Below are 19,832 nucleotides of genomic sequence, written 5' to 3'. Positions count from 1 at the left end.
CAAGTGCACCAAAACACCACCTGAACAACACTTCGCAGCCGGAAGTTCGGCATGATAGATGCATGACTTACGGCGACGACATCGCACGCGACCGCAACGGCAAACCAATCTTGGACCGCTACGGTCGCCCAGTGCGCAAACGTCCCAACACAAAAAGGCAGCAGCCGCCCCAGCGTCGCCCCCGGCGCGAGGAGCGGCAACAACCGTTGGATGACCGCACCCGCACCGATATGCCTCGCGTGGAACGACCCCAGCAGGTACGACCACCACAGTCGCGGCCACAGCAAGAGCGAGCCCGCCAGTATATTCCGCCGAGCAGGCCAACCCCACAACAGCGGCCACAGCCACAACGGCCGCAACCGGCAGCGCCCAAGCAGCAGGGGTACCGGCCGACGCGGCGTCGACAAGCGCCCGGCTGCCTGCGTGGCGTAGGCGCCCTTCTGCTCGTCGCGGTATTGCTGCTTGCGGGCGTATTCCTCTGGGCAGACACCAAGCTCACCCGGGTGGAGGCGCTTCCGGACGACCGCATCGCGAACACCGCGGGCACCAACTGGCTGCTGGTCGGCTCCGATTCCCGTCAGGGGCTGAGTGAAGATCAGATCGCTGAGCTGAACACCGGTGGCGACATTGGAGTTGGTCGCACGGACACCATCATGCTGCTGCACATTCCGCGTAGCGGGCAGCCGACGCTCATTTCAATCCCGCGCGATTCCTACGTGAATATCCCCGGCCATGGCGAGGACAAGATCAACTCGGCGTTCACTATCGGCGGCCCGCAGTTACTCACCCAGACGGTGGAGCAGAGCACTGGTCTGCGCATTGATCACTACGCCGAGATCGGCTTCGGCGGATTCGCTGGGATGGTCGACGCGGTGGGTGGCGTGGAGATCTGTGTCGATGAGCCGATTGCCGACGATGTCATCAGCCTGTACCTCGATGCCGGCTGCCAAAAGATGGATGGGCCGACGGCGCTGAGTTATGTCCGCACCCGCGCCACGCCAATGGGCGACCTGGATCGTGTGGAGCGACAGCGCAAGTTCTTCTCCGCCCTGATGGATAAGGCGACCTCTCCTGCGACGATCGTGAATCCGTTCCGCACCATCCCGCTGATTTCCAAGACGGGCTCCGCGTTCATCGTGGGCGAAAAAGATCACGCATGGCACTTGGCCCGCGTGGCGCTGTCGCTCAAGAGTGGCGTGCGTACGGAAACGATCCCGCTGGGTGGTTTTGCCGACACCGCAGTCGGTTCCGTCGTGTTGTGGGATGAAGCGGGCACTGAGGCACTCCTCGCTCCTCTGCGCTAACCCAGTGGCGGTGGCGTGGCGCAGTTCTTAGGTTGAGCCACACCGGTCAAACCTTCCAGGACCAGTGCGAACACAACGGGATCGTAGGTGGCATTGAAGTGCGTGGTGCGCCGCCCCGGACAGTAGTCCTGGACCAGGCGATTGTCCGCGCCTTCCAAGAAGGAGTTCGAGTACGGCAGCACGATTTGGTCGTACTGGGTGGCGATGTTCATATACTCGGCACGCACTGGTTCGCTGTAGAGGTCCTCGATGAACGCCGAACCTGCCAACTGCTGAGCCAGCGCCAGCCCGTTCACCGCGGTGCCTAGGTTGTCAAAGTCCGCACGAACGGCCGGATTGCGCTGCGCATAGTCGTGCACCAGCCAGAAGTTCGTGCCATGGTGCGAAGGCATGATCCCGACGACCTTGCGCACCTTCTCCGCCCCACCCAGCTTGTTGATGTAATACACCGGCAGCGGCCCGCCACCCTGCGACCATCCCACTAGGTCCACCTGCTCGGCGCCGGTCTCCGCACGCACCTTATCGACGACCTCCCCCAGCATCCTCGCCGAATCAGCGATGTCACCAGCGAAGCTAATCTGCGAACTGAACCCCAGCGGATTGTGGTTGAAGGTGTATACACACAGCCCTTCCGCCTTCAGCGCGGGTGCGAGGGCAGAGAAGGAATTGAAGGCGCTGCCCGTGGTGCCAGGGATCAGCACCACTGGGCGCTGTCCTTCGGCGGGCTGACAGGAGAAATCATTGGCACCAACTGGGACCAGCCCGGGTTGGAAAACCTCCTGCAGCGCGGCGGCTGCGGGCAGTGGGTGGATGCCACCGGTGCCGCCCGTCGGAAAGCCTTGGTCCGTAAAGGGGGTCGGCACGGCGTGCGCCGGGGTGGCCCCAAACAGCAGCATAAGAGCAAGAAGGAGCGCTTTTTTCACACGCTCAGCATAACCTATTCGGCCCTTAGCCTCGCACGGTGCGAGATTCCACGAGGAAGTAGGCCACGAGATAGGAATAGCACAATCCGCCGGAGAGGTTTCGGAAGAAGGTCAGCTCCGCGTGGGTGCCGATATCGACAGAATCGACCACCATGGCGCGCACCAGTGTCACCGCGATGTACACAATAAAAAGCAGTAACACCGGGCGGGGCACCTCATGAGTGCGCCACAGCGCGTAGGTGAGCAGACCGAACGCCACTGCTACCAGCATTTCGGCCAATGGCCAGGTGCCGTCGTGCGCATAATATGAACGCGCATCGAGCCAGTACACGCCGCACTGTTCAATTCGCACGAGGCGGCTCGCCGCGTATGCCAGGAACGCCAAGACAGCTACGACGGGCGCTGTTCGAGCGAACCACAGCAGAAAACACAACCACACCAGAGTTCCTGCGAAAGCCATGGCTACCAGCATGAACACTTCTCGGCCCGCCCACAGGAAATTCACAGCACGGGAAGCGAGGTAAATCACCAGCGCCAGCGCGGTGATGCCCGCAAGGCCATTTTCACCGAACGCGCCGTGGCGTTTCCTCCACACCGAGACACCCCGCTTCGCTACCGACAGTGATTATCGAAAGTAATTGTAGGCTGCACCACACACTCGATGCAGGGAAAAAGCAGATTTGCTAAATAAGAGCACTAAAGCCCCATGGATCATGGGGCTTTACTTGCGGAAGTAGAGGGATTTGAACCCCCGGATAGTTTCCCATCGCTGGTTTTCAAGACCAGTGCATTCGGCCGCTCTGCCATACTTCCTCATGCTGCCAAACGGCAGTGCAAGAAATAATATCGTATCCCCTTGCCGAATAGCTATTTTGCGTAGTCTTGGGGTCATGCGAGCTATCGAAATCAATGACGGACTCATCCTGACCGACCTTCCCGCCCCTGAGCTCAAGGAAGGAGAAGTGCTGGTCAAGGTACATGCCACCGGGGTAAACCGTGGCGACTTGCTGCAGGCCGCCGGTCACTACCCACCGCCTCCCGGCGCGAGCGAAATTATGGGCCTCGAGTGCGCCGGCGAGATCGCCGACCCCGGCGACACCGGACGAGCCAAGGGCGAGCAGGTGGCGTGCCTCCTCGCCGGCGGTGGTTATGCGGAATATGTCGCAGTCCCGGAAGGGCAGCTCATGAGCATTCCGCAGGGCTTGTCGACGACCGAGGCCGCCGCCATCGTGGAGGTGGCCTGCACCGTGCACTCGAACATGCAGCTTGCGGGTCTAAAGGCCGGCGACACACTACTGATCCACGGCGGCGCCGGAGGCATCGGCACTTTTGCTATCCAATACGCTAAGGCGCTGGGGGTAACGGTTGCTGTGACGGCCGGCAGCCAGGAGAAGCTCCAGTTGTGCGAGGAACTTGGCGCGGACATCCTCATCAACTACAAGGAAGAAGACTTCGCCGAGGTGATGAAAAACAAGTGCGACGTGATCTTGGACATCATGGGCGCGAAGTACTTGGAGCAAAACATCAAGGCTCTAGCCATGGATGGACACCTGGTCATCATCGGTATGCAGGGCGGCGTGAAGGGTGAGCTGAATATCGGAAGGCTGCTGACCAAGCGCGGAAGCATTTCCGCTACGGCGCTGCGCGCCCGAGATCTAGCAGACAAGGCACGCATCGTCGCCGATACTGAAAAGACGGTGTGGCCGATGATTGCTGACGGGCGTGTCAAGCACCAGCTCAGCACCACTGTTCCCCTCGATCAGGCCGCCGAGGCGCATCGGCTACTCAAAGAAGGCGAAGTCACCGGGAAGATTGTACTCACCGTGGCCTAGTATCTAAGGGTGCCTTTTCTTCTACTCCTTTTAGGTTGGACTGCTAGCCGATGGCTACTGGTCAAGCAGACCTACGGCCCGCAGCGCTGGATCTTTGGTGACGTGCACTACTACTTCAGTGAACTCGCCAACGAAAAGCAGGGCGGTGAGGCCCTGAAGGAGTACCCCGAGGCAAACCTCTGGCTGCTTCGTGTGATTGACCTGTTCGCCCCGGACAATCAGGCCAGCATCGAGCAATATTATGTTGGCTTCATCCTCAGCCTGGACCTGTTGTTCTTTGCTCTCCTGATTCACCGCAAGCACTACCTGGCGGGCATCTTCTGGGTGCTGTTCGGCTTCGTCGTCGGTCCGATTTTCCTCACCCGACTAGACCTCGTTCCAGGTCTCCTCGTGGGAGTGTTCGCCTATCTGCTGGCTCGTCATCCCAAGGTATCCGCGGCTTTCCTCGCGGCAGCAACGATGATGAAGCTGTGGCCGGGCGTGTTAGCTGCGTCCTTGGTGGGCCACTGGAAGAGCAAACAGTCCTGGCTACGCATCGGCGTTTTTGTCGGGTCGATGGCGGCCATGGCACTGGTAACGATCACCACACAGGGCTTCGACAGGCTCCTTTCTCCCCTGGATTACCAGGCCGAGCGCGGATTGCAGATCGAGTCAATTGCTGCGACGCCATTCATCGTGCTCGCCGCCACAGGTGGCGGCGGGTACCAGATTCGCTACGCGGCGTCGAAAAGCTTTGAGATCACCGGACCCGGCGTAGACACCGCAACCAGCGTCGCCAGTGCTGCCCTGTACCTGACCGTGCTGCTCGCGGCGGCTGTAGTGCTACGCCGCCTGTTCCGACACACCTGGCGCTCCTCGGAAGCAATTGCTTTGGCGATGGTGCTGATCGTGGCCGTGCTGGTCACGAACAAGGTGTTTTCCCCGCAGTACATGGTGTGGCTCGCGCCAATAACCGCGGTCATCCTGTGTTTTACGCCGAATCGCTTGGCCAAGATCAACGCAGTAGTCGTGCTCGCGATTACGTGGCTCACGCAGTACGTTTACCCGGGCAATTACGACAGCCTCATGACTAACGACCCGGACTTCATGCCGACTCTGGCACTTGCTACCCGCAACATCCTCATGGTCGTGCTGCTGGTACTGACGGTGCTGTGGTGGCGACGTGAAGCAACCGCCCCGGTCCCAGCTCTTGATGATCAAGCGAGCGAAGCGAGCACCCGGGTCAACTGATCCACGTCGTTCATCGTGTTGTACGCCGCCAGGCCGATGGTGATGGCACCGCCTTCTTCAAAGGCGCCCATCGCTTCCAGCAACGGATCGTGTGGACACAAATCCGTGACCAGGCCATTGGTCAAAAGCCGCCGCTGCACGGTGACCGCGGGGACGCCAGGCACCATAAAAGTCACGCGCGGCACGCGATCGAGATAGATAGCATCCTTGCCTGCGGCTTCCCCGGACACCCCCAGCACATGCACGGTTGGAAGTCCCACTAGCGAATTGATCAGGTGTCGGGTGAGCTGGCGACAGTAGCGGTCCACTTCTGCCATCGATTGCTGGAGACGGCTGGCGCGGGTGCCACCAGTAGTGGCAAAGCCAGCGTAGTGCTCGACGAGGGAAGTCAGGCCTCCGGCCAGGCCGGTGGACAGTGCACCCAGCTCGAGTTTGCCCGCCTTACCGGAATCCGCCTCAACATTGACCGCCTTAAGCAGCGGGAACATCGAGGTGTCGCGGAACACGAGCGCGGCCATCTGCGGGCCACCCATCGGCGCAAATTCAACCGCGACGATGTCGGCACCCCACTCGTCAATGGAGATGGCTCGGTACGGTGCCAAGGCAGAAGCATCGACGAACATCCATGCTCGGGACTTTGCGCGCACGATTTCCGAGATAGCGGCGACATCGATCACCGTACCGATCAAGGAATGGGCAGCAGGCACTACCACAAGGCGAGTGGATCCATTAACCACCTCGTCATATTGCCAAGCTGGCAGCTCGCCGGTACCAAGATCCGGCTCCGCCCACACCGCCGAAGCCTCAGACTGCATAAATGGTGCGGTGGTGCTCTCCGGATCGATCCGGTTGAGCACGATCTGCGTGGTTCGGCGCAGTCGCGGCTGCAAAGCCGTCACAAGGGACTGAATCAGAATCTGCTTATTGGGGCCCAGCACAACCCGATCTGGCGAAGCTCCCACGAGGTCGGCAATGGCCGATCGGGCGGCAGCGAGATGACTCTCCCCTATGGTTTGGTGCAACTCCGAAGAATTGGCATGGGAACCCGTGGCCGGGCTGCGGACGTCGACAAGCGCTGACGTGCGGAATGCGGTGGACACAGCCGAACCGACCCGCTCCGGAATCTGAGCTTGGATATGAGCATTGAGGTACGTCCAACCGTCGCTAAGAGAGGTGTATTGGCCCCTCGCGTACGCGACATCGAACATAAAAACTCCTTGGATTGGCACCCGCTTACCCGAACAAGCATACAGCGACCGCTAGGCTCATAAGGGTGTCAGACAAAGCAGCAATACTCGAACGGATGACCCGAGTCGATCCTTCCAACGCACCTGCGTCCCAATCGACTACCTTCTCCGCGGCCTGGAAAGACCTGTCCCGCGGGTTTAAGCAGCACGAATTGTGGTTGCAACTGGGTTGGCAGGATATCAAGCAACGCTACCGCCGATCGGTACTCGGACCGCTGTGGATCACCATCGCGACCGGCGTCATGGCACTAGCTTTGGGCCTGCTTTATTCACTTCTGTTCAGGATATCATTATCTGAATTTTTGCCTCATGTAACTGTGGGCTTAATTATGTGGGGATTTATCTCAGGTGCCATTAAGGAAGGCTCGGATATCTTCATTGATAACGAGGGCCTGATCAAGCAGCTTCCCTCGGCGCTGTCCGTGCACGTCTACCGCCTGGTTTGGCGACAGACCCTCTTCCTCCTGCACAACATGGTCATCTGGGTCATCCTCATGCTGATCTTCCCGCGCCCCCTGGGTTGGGATATCCTGCTGGCCGTCCCTGCCTTGCTGCTCTTGATTGTCAACGGCGTGTGGGTCGCGATGTTCTTCGGCATCGTCGCCACCCGATACCGCGATGTTGCGCCATTGCTGGAGGCACTCGTCCAGCTGCTGTTCTACGTCACTCCGATCGTGTGGACCACGTCTACCCTGCGCTCCGCCGGACCAGAAATGCAGACACGCGCCCGGATCGTGGAGCTCAACCCGCTGTACCACTACATGGAGGTTGTACGCGCACCCCTCATCGGTGCCCCGCTTCCGATGTACCACTGGTACGTTGTCCTCGGCTGCACCGTCGCTGGGCTGATACTTGCCATGCTCGCTATGAAGCAGTGGCGCTACCGCGTGAGCTACTGGGTATAGGAGATTCGACATGGTTTCAATTGATACGTACAACGCCTGCGTCGACTTCCCCATCTTCGATGCCAAGTCCCGCTCCATGAAGAAAGCCTTCCTGGGCGCGGCGGGCGGTGCCATCGGACGCAATGCCAACAACACCGTCGTCGTCGAGGCTCTGAAGGACATTAACCTGCACCTGCAGGAAGGCGACCGCGTCGGACTCGTCGGCCACAATGGTGCCGGCAAATCCACTCTGCTGCGCCTGCTCTCCGGCATCTACGAGCCCACCCGCGGCTCTGCCCATATCCGTGGTCGCGTGGCCCCCGTCTTCGACCTCGGCGTGGGCATGGACCCGGAGATTTCGGGCTACGAGAACATCATCATCCGCGGCCTCTTCCTCGGCCAGACCCGCAAGCAAATGAAGGCGAAGATCGACGAAATCGCCGACTTCTCCGAGCTTGGCGAGTACCTCAACATGCCACTGCGCACTTACTCCACCGGCATGCGCATCCGTCTCGCGCTCGGCGTGGTCACCTCGATCGAGCCCGAAATTTTGCTTCTCGACGAAGGCATCGGCGCCGTCGACGCCGCATTCATGGCCAAGGCTAGGTCACGCCTGCAGGAGCTCGTGGAACGCTCCGGCATCCTCGTCTTCGCCTCCCACTCCAACGACTTCCTCGCCCAACTGTGCGACACCGCCCTCTGGGTCGACCACGGCACTATTCGCCAGGCTGGCACAGTGCCCGAGGTCGTGGAAGCATACGAAGGAAAGGGTGCCGCCGACCATGTGCGCCGCCTGTTGAAGCGAATGGAAGAAGAAGCCTAATGAATCTTTCGCGCTCTGACCGCGTCGCCGCGGTCATCGTCACGCACCAGCGCGTGGAAATGCTCCGCGAATCCCTCGAGGTCGTGGCGGCTCAGACCCGGCCCGTCGAATGGATCATCGTGGTGGACAACGGCTGCGAAGAAGCAGTCGCCTCCTTGGTTCAGCAGGTCTGTGGTTCCCGTGGCATCTACCTGCCGTCACGAACCAACCTCGGCGGGGCCGGCGGCTTCGCCTACGGCTTCTTGAGCGCGCTAGCGCTGGGCGCCGACGCGATTTGGTGCGCGGATGACGACGGTCGCCCCGAAGGACCTGAAGTCCTTGCGAAACTGTACGACTGCGCGTTGGCTCACGGCCTGGCGGAGGTCTCGCCGGTGGTCGTCGATAAGGCTGCCCCCGCTGACCTCGCGTTTCCACTGCGCCGCGGCGTGCAGTGGCGACGCAAGCGCTCCGAGCTGGGCACTGGCTTCCTGCCGGGCATCGCATCGCTGTTTAACGGTGCGCTGATCTCCGCCAAGGCGATGGAACGTATCGGTGTCCCCGACTATCGGCTGTTCATCCGCGGCGACGAAGTTGAATACCACCGCCGACTCGTCCGATCCGGACTGCCATTTGGCACCTGCTTGGAAACGGCGTACCTGCACCCCAACGGCTCAGACGAGTTCAAACCGATCCTCGGTGGCCGGATGCACACGCAGTACCCGTCATCGGAATCCAAGCGATTCTTCACCTACCGCAACCGCGGCTACCTCATGAACCAACCCGGCATGCGCAAACTCCTGCCACAGGAATATGCCCGCTTCGGCTGGTACTTCCTCGTGCAGGAAAAGGACCCGAAGGGCTTCCGGGAGTGGCTGAAGCTTCACAAGATGGGGCGCGAGGAGAAGTTCGAGCGGCCAGAGTAGGGCTGCTGGATTTGGTAATGCAGACTGACTTTTGAGGCTTATTTCTACAGTTTGCATAACCAAATCCGACACGGTTTATCTGAAAATGAACATCCGCTGCGCGAAGAAGTTCAGCACCGTGGCAATGCCCTGCGCGAACACGAAGGCACCGAGGGACGCGACCAGGCGTGGGCCGTGCGGCTCTAGAAGGTGGAATCCCCAGGCGTATAGCGTCATGTTCAGCCAACCAGTCACCGTGTACAAGATGGCAACGTAGAACAAGCGCTTCCAGGAGTGGTCCGCCTGGAAGGTCCAGCGTCGGTTAATGGCATAGGCAGTGATCGTGCCGAAGACAAAGCCGACGAGGCGGGCTTTGCCGGGCGAGAAGTTGAAGAGAAACTGGGTCAGCGCAGTGAAGCCCCAGTCGACTACAGCCGAGATGAGACCAGAAATGATGAAGCGGTAACCCTGCGTTTTCATGTCCACAGGGGGAGATACTACCCCGCGAGCAGGTTTCGGTAGATCTCTAACCTGTCGACCGGGGACTTGGCGTGTCGCCCATAAGCCCCCAGCGCAGCGAGCTGCGTCAGAGAAGCCGCACACAGGGCTCTAATGGCCGGAGCGGTCAATGGGGTCCCGTCATCCTCGACCCAGCCGAGCTCTGCCATGGTCCCTTCCAGGAGACTGTCGGAAGTTTCGGGTTCGCTGAAGCAGGACAGGACAAGGACTGTCACCCAGAAGGCGTCCCGGGCCGCAGGGTCGATTTCCAGGGGCAACCCTAGGGAAGTTCCGAAGGCTTGGCGCAGGTCAAGTGCCTGGAGCAAAGGAACGAAATCGTACAGCGACCCCCGTTCAATGAGGTCGCGGAGTTCCGGGTGGGCCAAGGACAAGACAGCGGAGAGGGTTTCGCGACCCGTCAGCTCCGTGTTCACGGTGGCTAGGTCGAAGTCGTCGTTAAGCGAGCCTGCCCCGCCGATGCACAGAGCGCGCGGCGTGCCCTCGTCGCGAGGGTAGGCGTCGATGACGTGGATGTCGACGATCCACAGGCCCCACTCGTACGTGAGGTTGTCGGGGATCAATGAGGACGGATGCAGCCCAGGGAATGTCGAAGGCTCGGCGGAATCGAAGCCGAAGCAAACATCCAGGACGCGACGAAACTCATCCAAACACATGGTGTCGTTGACCCCGATGTGCCGATAAACATTCGCGCCCCGAACCCCGGCCCACAGAATCAAGGAACGCATGGCCCCCAGGGTAGTGAAAGTCGTTAAGACGAGTGCAAAACCATTCGGAGGAATTCCCGGCGCGGCTTGGAGAGCACACCACCCAAGACCAGGTCATCGCCCACAATAATGCCCAAGCCCCGCAACACATCCATGGTCTGACGTGTGAGGGAATCCACTTCCGCAAGTGTTGTCCGCTGCCCTGTCCAAGCCATGCCCTCCAGGATGAAGGTTGTTGCGGCGCCAAAGGGCATCGAAGAAATCAGGGCGATCAATCGCAGCCAGGCCGCGTCATTGCCACGGGTATCGCGCTCGAGGGGCAGGCGATGCGCAATGTGGTTCCACACGTCGAGGGAAGTGGACAGCCCCAGGCGTTCGTCATCCAAATCCAGCATTTCTACCATGCGGGCATCAGCAAGCACCGGCGCAACCATCTTCGCGGCCTCAGCCTCGGTGATTTCCGGCGGGGTACCAATATTGAGGAATGCAACAAGCTGGGCGGTCTCCCACATCCCCGTGCGGAAGATCAAGTCCCGCAGGCTCGGCTTCACTTCAGACATCTTGGCAAAAACCCAGCGCTCCGCGTCCAACTCGCGGTTGATTGCCTTGATATCGAAGACCTGCGAGTTCAGCGAACCCTCACCATCAATGCACAGTGTCTCCAGGCGCGGCGAGCGCTGCAACTCGGAGACTAGGGACAAATCAATGCACAGCGGCGCCGTGAACTTGGAAATAAACCGGAGATCGGCAACCCGAAGCAACTCGCCCAAAGAGACGGTTTCGGACGGAGTACCGGCGGCGTCGAAACGCACGAGTGTCGGAGCCGGCATGACCACCGGGGCACCCTCATCTGTGCCATCGAGCTGCACGAAAGCATGCTCAGCGGGTTCCACAATGTCGAACGCCAACTGCAGAATGCGCGCAAAGCGCTCCATTCCAATGGTGCCGGGGACGCGGAGGCGTCGCCAAGCACCGCTCTCACTGTTGACAGCCTGAACCAGCAGCGCCTCCCCAGGCGCCGCTGATGCGCGACGCAGCGGGCGCTGCAGTCTCGGGTCAGTCATTGGAACGAAGCTCACGCTTCGAATGCTAGGCGCTACGTGATGCTTTGGCAGCACAAGTAAGTCGCGGTGCCTGTGACCAGCCCGGCAGCCACCCGGGACGTTGTCGATTTAAGAAAACGACGCTCCGCCTTAACGGCTCCAACAACTGCCAACGCCATGCCACCAACGATTGCCCATGTGCGCAGCGGAGAACCGAGGTCACCGGCTGGGAAATCGGAATCTGGTCCTGGAGTATCCCCGATGTCACCGATGCGTTGACGTACTCGATCGATGACGATCGCTGGATCATTATTTGGGTCATCGTCAGTCGAATTGATATAGGCCACCGTTCCCACGCCAGCGGCTAGCGTCGCGATGCGCGCCCATGGCTTGCGCAATGCTGTGGCTGCGCCGACCGAAATACTCAATAACAAGTCATCCATGAGTACTAGTATGGCCTCATGTTTGGATTTTTGAAGAAGAAAGCCGCAACCGAACATACGGCTGCGGCTATGACCAACACTCCGCTCAGTAATGAACTGACGATGATGCTGGCCCAGGAACTCCCACTCCTTGATTCTCAGGACCGCGTACGGGTGTACGAAATCCTGAAGAACTACGAGGGCCCTACGATCACTCGGCAGGAAGACCTGCCAAAGGAAATCCGGGACCTCCTAGATCTGTACTAGGGATTAGTTAGAACCCAGTGCGGAGGAGGTGTTGTCGAAGAGGTACTCGACGGTAGCGAAGATGCCCTCAGCGGAGCCGGTAGCTACGTTGAAGAGTGCCTTGACGGAGTTAACAATGCCATCAAACAGAAGTCCGAGATCCATGATGAATCCTTTCTCGTTGGTTGGTTGGGGTGCCCAGTGTTGCAGCACATTCCAGCCCGACACAACCTCCTCAGAAAAGTAGGATTTTATGACTTCTACTGAAATTCCTGTTCAGCTCGAGGACTGAAAAATGTGAGCGACCCCCCATTTGTGGGGACAAGCGACCACTGTTAAACGCGGGTAGCCTTGAGGTCGTGATTAAACAACAAGTACTGACAGGTTGGGGCCGCACTGCCCCGACAACTGCGCAGGTATTGTCCACGCCAGACGTGGAGCAGATTGTTCGCGCAGTCAAGGAAGCTGCAGAAAAGAACGACCGTGGCATCATCGCCCGAGGCATGGGACGCTCCTATGGCGACCCAGCCCAGAACGCCGGTGGACTGGTTGTCGATATGCAGCCGCTCAACCAGATCCACTCGATCGATACGGAAACCGCGATTGTCGACGTCGACGGTGGCGTCACGCTCGACCAACTGATGAAGGCAGCCCTGCCTTATGGCCTGTGGGTCCCAGTCCTTCCAGGCACCCGCCAGGTCACTATCGGTGGCGCCATCGGCCCGGACATTCACGGCAAGAACCACCACTCCGCCGGCTCCTTCGGCGATCACGTGGTCTCCATGGAACTGCTCGTTGCCGACGGTCGCATCCTGCACCTCGAGCCTGAAGGCACCCCAGAGGATCCTCAGGGCGAACTGTTCTGGGCAACCATCGGTGGCATGGGCCTGACCGGCATCATCCTGCGTGCCCGCATCAAGATGACGCGCACGGAGACCGCCTACTTCATCGCAGACGGCGATCTCACCGCTAACCTGCAGGAAACCATCGATTTCCACTCCGATGGCTCCGAGCACAACTACACCTACTCTTCCGCGTGGTTCGACGCGATCTCCCCAGAGCCAAAGCTCGGTCGCGCCGCTATCTCCCGCGGATCGCTGGCCACGCTCGCCCAGCTTGAGGAGCTCAATCCGAAGCTGGCGAAGGATCCGCTCAAGTTCAACGCACCACAGTTGGTGACCGTTCCGGACATCTTCCCGAGCTTCACCATGAATAAGTACTCCATGATCGCGATCGGCGAGCTGTGGTGGATCAAGTCCGGCAAGTACAAGAACCAGGTGCAAAACCTCACGCAGTTCTACCAGCCACTGGATCTCATTGGCGAGTGGAACCGTGGCTACGGTAAGAACGGCTTCCTGCAGTACCAGTTCGTGGTGCCACGCGAAGCTGTGGAGCCGTTCAAGGAGATCGTCAAGGACATTCAAAAGTCCGGCCACTACTCCGCACTGAACGTGTTCAAGCTGTTCGGTGAAGGAAACAAGGCACCACTGTCCTACCCAATGCCAGGCTGGAACGTCTGCGTCGACTTCCCTATCAAGAAGGGCCTCGGCCAGTTCCTGGACGAGCTGGATAAGCGCGTCATGGAGTTCGGCGGCCGCCTCTACCTGGCCAAGGAGTCCCGCACCTCCGCGGAGAACTTCCACCAGATGTACCCAGGCATGGCGGGCTGGCTCAAGGTCCGCAACGAGATCGACCCAACGGGTGTCTTCGCATCCGACATGTCCCGACGCCTCGAATTGGGAGGAAAGTAAATGCTGAATGCAGTAGGCAAGCCACAACACATCCTGCTCCTGGGCGGTAACTCCGACATTGGCCTGGCCATCGTTGAAGAGTTCCTGTCTAAGGGGCCAGCCAAGGTCACGTTGGCTAACCGCACCCGGCCGGAAACCGCGATCGCGGCCGTCGAAAAGCTCGGCGGCACCGCTGAGTTCGTCGAGTTCGACGCCACCGACTTCGATGCGCACCCTGCCATGTTTGAGCAGATCAAGGGCGATATCGACATCGCGATCGTTGCGTTCGGCGTGCTCGGTGACAATGAAGAGCAGTGGCAGAACCAGGCAAAGGCCGTTGAGGCCGCGCAGATCAACTTCACCGGCGCGGTTTCCGTGGGTGTCCTGCTCTCCGAGCGGATGAAGAAGCAGCACCACGGCACTATTGTGGCGCTGAGCTCCGTCGCTGGCGTGAAGGTTCGCCGTTCCAACTTCGTCTACGGCTCTACTAAGGCCGGCTTCGATGGCTTCTACACCCAGCTTGGTGAGGCGCTCCGCGAGTTCGGCGTGAACGTGTTGGTTGTTCGCCCGGGCCAGGTGCGCACTAAGATGAGCGCAGGTGTGAAGGAAGCTCCGCTGACTGTTGATCGCGAAGATGTTGCGAAGGCAGTTGTCGATGGCGTTTTGAACCGTAAGGAAGAGATCTGGGTTCACCCAGCGTTCCAGCCGGTCATGATGGTGCTGCAGCACATTCCGAAGCCAATTTTCCGGAAGTTGCCAATCTAGCAAGAGAGAAGCATGAACGTCGACGAGAAATACCACGCTGACACCCTCAGCATCCGCTCCACAATCCTCGCGATGTTCGCAGCCATATTCGGTGGCGCATTCCTAACGCTGGCAAGTTGGTTTGTCCTCAAGACGACCAACCTGCCAGCGTTTGGTGGTTCTTACGTCTCACGCGCCTTATCGACGGCCGGTTGTTGCATCACCATGGTCGCCGTGGGCACTCTCGTGTTTTTCTGGCTGCGGGACCGGCAGCTAGGCCGCAGCATCCCCCGCTGGCGCAAGTCTCTGACCTACCTAGTGACATACCTCTCCCCTGCTGCGCTGGTGGTGTCGACCATTGCGATCCCGCTGTCGGCAACCCGCCTGTACCTGGATGGCGTGACAGTTGACCAGGGCTTCCGCACCCAGTTCCTGACGCGCATGACTGCAGAAAACGGCCTGGGCGACATGAATTACCAGGACATGCCGACTTTCTACCCTGCCGGTTGGTTCTGGTTCGGCGGGCGTTTCGCAAATCTCTTGGGCCTGGCAGGCTGGGAAGCGTACCAACCGTGGGCGCTGGTCTCCATTTCAGCCATCGTGTGTGCGTTGGTTCCGGTATGGCAGCGCCTCAGCGGCAGCTTGCCGGTGGCAGTGGGCATTGCACTGACCAGCACAGCTGTCTTCTTGGTGATGAGCCCGGAGGAGCCGTACGCCGGCATCGTGGCCATGGGTATTCCCGCAGCTGCGATCCTCATGTCCCACACGCTGGGCAACAGCTGGTCGGCGGCCGCAGGCCTTGCCGTCTACCTGGGCCTTTCTGCCGCGACGTACACGATCTTCACTGGCGCGATCGCCCTCAGCGTTGTGGTCATCGCCATGCTGTACTCCGTTCTTATCCACCGTTCCGTTGGCCCGGTAATCAAGCTTGCTGTGGTGGGCTTTAGTTCTTCTGCGATTGCCTTGATCGCCTGGGGACCGTACCTGTTCGAGGTGCTTTCGGGTGCACCGACTAGTAAGTCGAGTGCCACACACTATTTGCCGCTGGACGGCACGCAGGTGCCGGTGCCAATTTTCTCGTTTTCGCTCATTGGCGCATTGTGCGTGATTGGCCTGATTTACCTGGTTTTCCGCATTAGGCAGGACGAAGTCCGCGCTTTGGCTACCACCTTGGTGATTATGTACGCCTGGGTAGTCGCCTCCATGGTGTTTACTCTCAGCGGTAACACGCTGTTGGGGTTCCGCTTGGATATCCTCGTCGTACTGCTGCTGGCGACGGCGGGTGTACTCGGGATTGCCGACTTCCGCTTAAATGGTCTGCCGAAGTTCCTCCCGATGAAGGAAGATCCAATGTTCGGGGTGAAGGTTACCGCGGTAATGATGATCATCCTGACTATGGCGGGCACATCTTATACCCAGCGCATTCCGGAGCGGGCGCGCTTGGCCATCGACCTCGCGTACACCGATACCGATGGATATGGTGAGCGCGCTGACCGCTTCCCGGCCGACTCCGCCAAATATCTTCCAGAGATTGACACCTTCATCAAAGACCAGGGCTATCAGCCGACCCAGACGGTGGTGCTCACTGATGTTAAGGACTTTCTCTCATTCCACCCTTATTACGGTTTCCAAGCCTTCACCAGCCACTACGCCAACCCATTGGGCGAATTTGAAGCACGCAATGAAACCATTGAGAGTTGGGCGGTACGGTCCAACGAGGATCTCAAGGATCCAGCTGCTTTCAAGAATGAGTTGGAAAAGTCCCCATGGGGCTCCCCAGACGTATTTATTTTGCATGGCCAAGTTGGTGATCCAGAGAGCCGATGGAAGTTTGACCTAGCTGAGGATATCTACCCAAATAACCCAAACGTGCGTTCGCGTGGCGTGTATTTCAACCCAGAAGTTTTCACAGGCTGGACCATTAAGCAGATAGGTCCATTTGTGGTGGTTGTTAACCCAGTGACGTAGAGTAAAGAGCTGTGTCAAAAGCAGCCAACCAAGCCCCGAACTGGTTAAAAACCACCGCGATTATTTCAGGTCTGGCGGGATTTTTCCTCTTCCTCCTCACGCCGTTCCTGCCGGTCAATCAAACGCAGTCGTCGTTCGATTGGCCGCAGCAGGGCCTTAACAGCGTCAACGCGCCTCTGCTTTCCTACGCGCCACAGGAGGTGAGCCTCAAGGTCCCAGTATCTGCGACCGAGAAGCTTCCCGACAAGGAGTGGATGGTCCTAGGTACGCTACCTGCCGATTCCAAGGACGCCACCGCCCGCGGCATGTTCGTTCGTTCCACTGATCAAGGCCTAGATGTGGTCGTGCGCGACCGCGTTCCAATGAGCATCCCGAAGGCGCAGTTACCTGCCGACGGCGTCCTCGAGGTGAGCTCCACGGCCACCGAAACCACTGTAAAGTTCGGCTCCAAGACTGAAGTTGTTGAGGGCGATTACCGTCCACAGCTCACCGGCATTTATACCGACTTGCCTCGCGGCGAGAACATCGAAGGTATCAGCGCCCATGTGGAGATCAACTCCCGCTTCACTTCGAGCCCGAGCGCACTGAAGTACATCGCCATGTGGCTGGGTTTGGCCATGACCGTGGTTGCCCTGTGGTGCTTGCACCGCATTGATATCCTCGATGGCCGCAAATCCCGAAACTTCTTCCCTCCAGAGTGGTGGAAACTCAAGCCTCTCGACGGCATCGTTGGCGCCATCCTCTTGCTGTGGCATTTCATCGGCGCGAACACCGCAGATGACGGCTACCTGCTGACCATGGCTCGACTGTCGCATGACTCGGGTTACATGGCCAACTACTATCGCTGGTTCGGCGTTCCAGAATCTCCATTCGGAGCCCCGTACTACGACCTCCTGGCGCTCATGGCCCACGTGTCTACTAGCTCCATTTGGATGCGTCTGCCGGCCCTGCTGGCAGGTTGGCTCGTGTGGCTGCTGATCACGCGTGAGGTGCTGCCTCGTTTGGGTACCCGCATCGGTGACCGTCGAGTAGCGCACTGGACGGCCGCGTTTTCCTTCCTGAGCTTCTGGATCGTCTACAACAACGGCACCCGCCCTGAGCCGGTTATCGCCCTCGGCGCGCTGCTGACCTGGGTTTGTATGGAGCGCGCGATCGCGACTTCGCGACTCCTTCCGGCCGCCATCGCCGTCATTTTGGCTACCTTGTCTTTGGGCGCGGGTCCTACCGGCCTGATGGCCGTGGCTGCGCTCCTCGCGGGCCTGTCCAGCCTGATTCGCATCATGTACCGTCGCCTGCCGCTGCTCGGCGCGCCACACGGTGGCAAGGGCACCTTCACCGCCTCATTGGCATTGGTCGCCCCGTTCCTAGCCGCCGGCACCGCGATTTTGCTGGCTGTCTTCGGCGACCAGACCCTGACGACCGTAATGGAAGCCATCAGCGTCCGCGCCGAAAAGGGCCCGGCCCTGGCGTGGTACATGGAGTGGGTCCGCTACGAGTCGCTCATGGGCCAGACTGTGGACGGTTCCTTTACCCGCCGCTTCGCAGTCATCATGGTGTTCGTGTCTGTGGCACTGGTACTGGCATCGATGCTGCGCCACGGCCGGGTACCGGGTTCCGCGCAGGGGCCGTCGCTACGCCTGCTGCTCACCTTCCTGGGCACCTTGTTCTTCATGATGTTCACCCCAACCAAGTGGACGCACCACTTCGGCGTGTGGGCGGGCATCGGCGCTGCCATGGCTGGCCTTGCGGCTGTCGCCCTGTCACATATGGCGCTGAAGTCCGCACGCTCCCGCACGCTGCTCTTCGGCGGCATCCTGTTCATCCTGGCGTTCTGCCTGTCTGGCCCGAACGGCTGGTGGTACATCTCCAGCTTCGGCATCCCTTGGTACGACAAGACTGTCCAGTTCAAGGGCATCGAGGCTTCCAGCGTCATGCTGGCCATTGCGCTCCTGGTGCTCCTGGTCGGTGTCATCCAGTCCTTCGTCTCTGACGTGCGCACCGCACAAGCTGAGGTCGCTGGCGAGCTGGACGAGCTCCGCGCTGACCGAAAGGAACGACTGCAGCGCTTCCAGGGCCTGGCAGCCTCCCCTATCGCCGTGGTCTCCGCAGTGGTGATGGTGTTCACCCTGCTGAGCTTGGGCAAGGGCTTCATCTCCCAGTACCCTGCCTACTCTGTCGGCCTGGGCAACTTCCGTGCCGCCGCAGGCGACCACTGCGCTCTGGCCAACGATGCCATGCTGGAGACCAACTCCAACGACTCGTTCCTGAAGACCGTCGACGGCACCCCGCTCGGCAAGTCTCTCGAGTCCGGCAAACCTCGCGGCTTCGGCGCCAACAACATTCCGACCTCGATTAATGCCGAAGCTGTCGGCGTAGAGAAGTCGGAAGGCACCATCGGTGGCGCCACCGCTTCCCAGGACACCACTGAAACCGGTGGCGGTCAGCAGACCGGTAACACCGGTGGTACGCGTGACGACCAAGGCGTTAACGGATCCAAGGCACAGCTGCCATTCGGTCTCGACCACACCGAGATCCCGGTGGTCGGCTCCTACACCGAAGGTCCGCAGTTCCCGGCTGAACTCACCAGCTCCTGGTACACGCTGCCAGCGCGCTCCGAGAAGACCCCACTGGTGGTCATCTCCGCCGCCGGCCGCATTTACCACCACGACATCAACGGTGTGGAGCAAAAGGGCCAGAAGCTCGTCCTTGAGTATGCAACCGTGAACGGCTCTGATGTGAGCAATGTCGGCAAGCTCGAGCCACTCGACATTGGCCCAACTCCGTCCTGGCGTAACCTGCGTATCCCGATGTCCTCGATTCCTGAGTCCGCAAACGCCGTGCGTATCGTAGCCGAGGACCAGAACCTCGACCCTGAGCAGTGGCTGGCATTCCTGCCACCGCGCGTGCCAGAGCTTTCCTCGCTCAACGACGTCATCGGCTCCGAAGACCCAGGCCTGCTCGACTGGGCTGTCTCCCTGCAGTTCCCTTGCCAGCGCACCTTCGGCCACTACGCCGGTGTCGCCGAGCTTCCGAAGTTCCGTGTAGCACCTGACCATCCGGGCAAGGTCACCCTTTCCCCAGTGATGGACTACGCCGGTGGTGGCGTCCTGGGCTTGACCGAGGCAGTGAACACCTCCGTGGAAATCCCTGGCTACCTGAAGGACGACTGGCATCGCGACTGGGGCTCCATCACCCGCTACTACCCGCGCACCAACACTCGCGGCGAAGCACCTGATGTGGCCGTCATCGACCACAAGGTAGTCCAACGCTCCGGGCTGTGGAACCCGGGTCCGATGCAGACCTCCGAATAGTTTCCATCTGTTAAAGCAGAC

19 protein-coding genes and 1 tRNA gene are annotated in these 19,832 nt (G+C 59.9%); 11 read left to right on the top strand and 9 right to left on the bottom strand.

Annotation, left to right across the window (positions count from 1 at the left end; translation table 11 throughout):
- Positions 1 to 62 precede the first annotated feature (62 nt).
- The gene (locus tag CKALI_RS00970) at positions 63 to 1,304 is read left to right on the top strand and encodes an LCP family protein (RefSeq protein WP_156191531.1); all 1,242 of its coding nucleotides are present in this window, start codon (positions 63 to 65) and stop codon (positions 1,302 to 1,304) included.
- Here CKALI_RS00970 and CKALI_RS00965 read toward each other — a convergent pair.
- From CKALI_RS00965 to CKALI_RS00955, 3 genes are all read right to left on the bottom strand, one after another.
- Positions 1,301 to 2,227 carry a lipase family alpha/beta hydrolase gene (locus CKALI_RS00965; protein ID WP_156191530.1) on the bottom strand — a complete coding sequence of 309 codons (927 nt, stop codon included), beginning with the start codon at positions 2,225 to 2,227 and terminating at the stop codon, positions 1,301 to 1,303. The genes CKALI_RS00970 and CKALI_RS00965 overlap by 4 nt on opposite strands.
- A 25-nt stretch (positions 2,228 to 2,252) precedes the next feature.
- Positions 2,253 to 2,822 carry a hypothetical protein gene (locus tag CKALI_RS00960; protein WP_156191529.1) on the bottom strand — a complete coding sequence of 190 codons (570 nt, stop codon included), beginning with the start codon at positions 2,820 to 2,822 and terminating at the stop codon, positions 2,253 to 2,255.
- Between the two features lie 133 nt (positions 2,823 to 2,955).
- Positions 2,956 to 3,040 (bottom strand) — tRNA-Ser (locus CKALI_RS00955).
- A 77-nt stretch (positions 3,041 to 3,117) separates the two neighbouring features.
- Between CKALI_RS00955 and CKALI_RS00950 the strand changes: the two genes are divergently transcribed.
- Positions 3,118 to 4,059 carry an NAD(P)H-quinone oxidoreductase gene (locus tag CKALI_RS00950; protein ID WP_156191528.1) on the top strand — a complete coding sequence of 314 codons (942 nt, stop codon included), beginning with the start codon at positions 3,118 to 3,120 and terminating at the stop codon, positions 4,057 to 4,059.
- A 9-nt stretch (positions 4,060 to 4,068) separates the two neighbouring features.
- Positions 4,069 to 5,289 carry a glycosyltransferase 87 family protein gene (locus CKALI_RS00945; RefSeq protein WP_156191527.1) on the top strand — a complete coding sequence of 407 codons (1,221 nt, stop codon included), beginning with the start codon at positions 4,069 to 4,071 and terminating at the stop codon, positions 5,287 to 5,289.
- On the opposite strand, the gene CKALI_RS00940 is transcribed toward CKALI_RS00945, so the two are convergent.
- On the bottom strand, positions 5,256 to 6,497 hold the full coding sequence (locus tag CKALI_RS00940) for an aminotransferase class V-fold PLP-dependent enzyme (RefSeq protein WP_156191526.1): 1,242 nt from the start codon (positions 6,495 to 6,497) through the stop codon (positions 5,256 to 5,258). The two genes, CKALI_RS00945 and CKALI_RS00940, sit on opposite strands and share 34 nt — an antisense overlap.
- Positions 6,498 to 6,592: 95 nt before the next feature.
- Here CKALI_RS00940 and wzm point away from each other — a divergent pair, with 95 nt between their 5' ends.
- Genes wzm through glfT1 form a run of 3 tightly spaced genes read left to right on the top strand, consistent with a single transcriptional unit; the run spans position 6,593 to position 9,145 of the window.
- The gene (gene wzm / locus CKALI_RS00935) at positions 6,593 to 7,441 is read left to right on the top strand and encodes a galactan export ABC transporter permease subunit Wzm/RfbD (RefSeq protein WP_156191525.1); all 849 of its coding nucleotides are present in this window, start codon (positions 6,593 to 6,595) and stop codon (positions 7,439 to 7,441) included.
- 10 nt (positions 7,442 to 7,451) lie between these two features.
- Complete coding sequence (wzt, locus tag CKALI_RS00930; protein WP_156191524.1) at positions 7,452 to 8,243, top strand: galactan export ABC transporter ATP-binding subunit Wzt/RfbE; 792 nt, start codon at positions 7,452 to 7,454, stop codon at positions 8,241 to 8,243.
- Positions 8,243 to 9,145 carry a galactofuranosyltransferase GlfT1 gene (gene glfT1, locus CKALI_RS00925; RefSeq protein WP_156191523.1) on the top strand — a complete coding sequence of 301 codons (903 nt, stop codon included), beginning with the start codon at positions 8,243 to 8,245 and terminating at the stop codon, positions 9,143 to 9,145. The genes wzt and glfT1 overlap by 1 nt, the downstream gene beginning before the upstream one ends.
- Positions 9,146 to 9,220: 75 nt before the next feature.
- Here the strand turns inward: glfT1 and CKALI_RS00920 are convergent, their stop codons facing one another.
- Genes CKALI_RS00920 through CKALI_RS00905 form a run of 4 tightly spaced genes read right to left on the bottom strand, consistent with a single transcriptional unit; the run spans position 9,221 to position 11,833 of the window.
- Positions 9,221 to 9,604, bottom strand: a complete 384-nt coding sequence (locus CKALI_RS00920; protein ID WP_156193608.1) for a GtrA family protein — start codon at positions 9,602 to 9,604, stop codon at positions 9,221 to 9,223.
- A gap of 17 nt (positions 9,605 to 9,621) precedes the next feature.
- A complete protein-coding gene (locus tag CKALI_RS00915) occupies positions 9,622 to 10,368 on the bottom strand; it encodes a hypothetical protein (protein WP_156191522.1) in 747 nt (248 codons plus the stop codon).
- Positions 10,369 to 10,391: 23 nt separating this feature from the next.
- Entirely contained in the window at positions 10,392 to 11,411 is a 1,020-nt protein-coding gene (locus CKALI_RS00910) for a hypothetical protein (protein ID WP_156191521.1), read from the bottom strand.
- A 32-nt stretch (positions 11,412 to 11,443) separates the two neighbouring features.
- Positions 11,444 to 11,833 (bottom strand): hypothetical protein, encoded by a 390-nt coding sequence (locus CKALI_RS00905; protein ID WP_156191520.1) that lies wholly within the window; start codon positions 11,831 to 11,833, stop codon positions 11,444 to 11,446.
- Between the two features lie 18 nt (positions 11,834 to 11,851).
- Between CKALI_RS00905 and CKALI_RS00900 the strand changes: the two genes are divergently transcribed.
- Positions 11,852 to 12,079 carry a hypothetical protein gene (locus tag CKALI_RS00900; RefSeq protein ID WP_156191519.1) on the top strand — a complete coding sequence of 76 codons (228 nt, stop codon included), beginning with the start codon at positions 11,852 to 11,854 and terminating at the stop codon, positions 12,077 to 12,079.
- Between the two features lie 3 nt (positions 12,080 to 12,082).
- On the opposite strand, the gene CKALI_RS00895 is transcribed toward CKALI_RS00900, so the two are convergent.
- Positions 12,083 to 12,223, bottom strand: coding sequence for a hypothetical protein (locus CKALI_RS00895; RefSeq protein ID WP_156191518.1), 141 nt, complete (start codon positions 12,221 to 12,223; stop codon positions 12,083 to 12,085).
- Positions 12,224 to 12,417: 194 nt separating this feature from the next.
- Between CKALI_RS00895 and CKALI_RS00890 the strand changes: the two genes are divergently transcribed.
- Genes CKALI_RS00890 through CKALI_RS00875 form a run of 4 tightly spaced genes read left to right on the top strand, consistent with a single transcriptional unit; the run spans position 12,418 to position 19,811 of the window.
- On the top strand, positions 12,418 to 13,809 hold the full coding sequence (locus tag CKALI_RS00890; protein ID WP_231580497.1) for an FAD-binding oxidoreductase: 1,392 nt from the start codon (positions 12,418 to 12,420) through the stop codon (positions 13,807 to 13,809).
- Positions 13,810 to 14,553, top strand: coding sequence for a decaprenylphospho-beta-D-erythro-pentofuranosid-2-ulose 2-reductase (locus tag CKALI_RS00885; protein ID WP_156191516.1), 744 nt, complete (start codon positions 13,810 to 13,812; stop codon positions 14,551 to 14,553).
- A 12-nt stretch (positions 14,554 to 14,565) separates the two neighbouring features.
- Positions 14,566 to 16,500, top strand: a complete 1,935-nt coding sequence (locus CKALI_RS00880; RefSeq protein WP_156191515.1) for a galactan 5-O-arabinofuranosyltransferase — start codon at positions 14,566 to 14,568, stop codon at positions 16,498 to 16,500.
- An 11-nt stretch (positions 16,501 to 16,511) separates the two neighbouring features.
- Complete coding sequence (locus CKALI_RS00875) at positions 16,512 to 19,811, top strand: arabinosyltransferase domain-containing protein (protein ID WP_156191514.1); 3,300 nt, start codon at positions 16,512 to 16,514, stop codon at positions 19,809 to 19,811.
- Positions 19,812 to 19,832 lie beyond the last annotated feature (21 nt).

Origin of the sequence: Corynebacterium kalinowskii, assembly GCF_009734385.1 — a bacterium.
Classification (GTDB): domain Bacteria; phylum Actinomycetota; class Actinomycetes; order Mycobacteriales; family Mycobacteriaceae; genus Corynebacterium; species Corynebacterium kalinowskii.
This window is presented reverse-complemented; position numbering and strand designations above follow the sequence as displayed.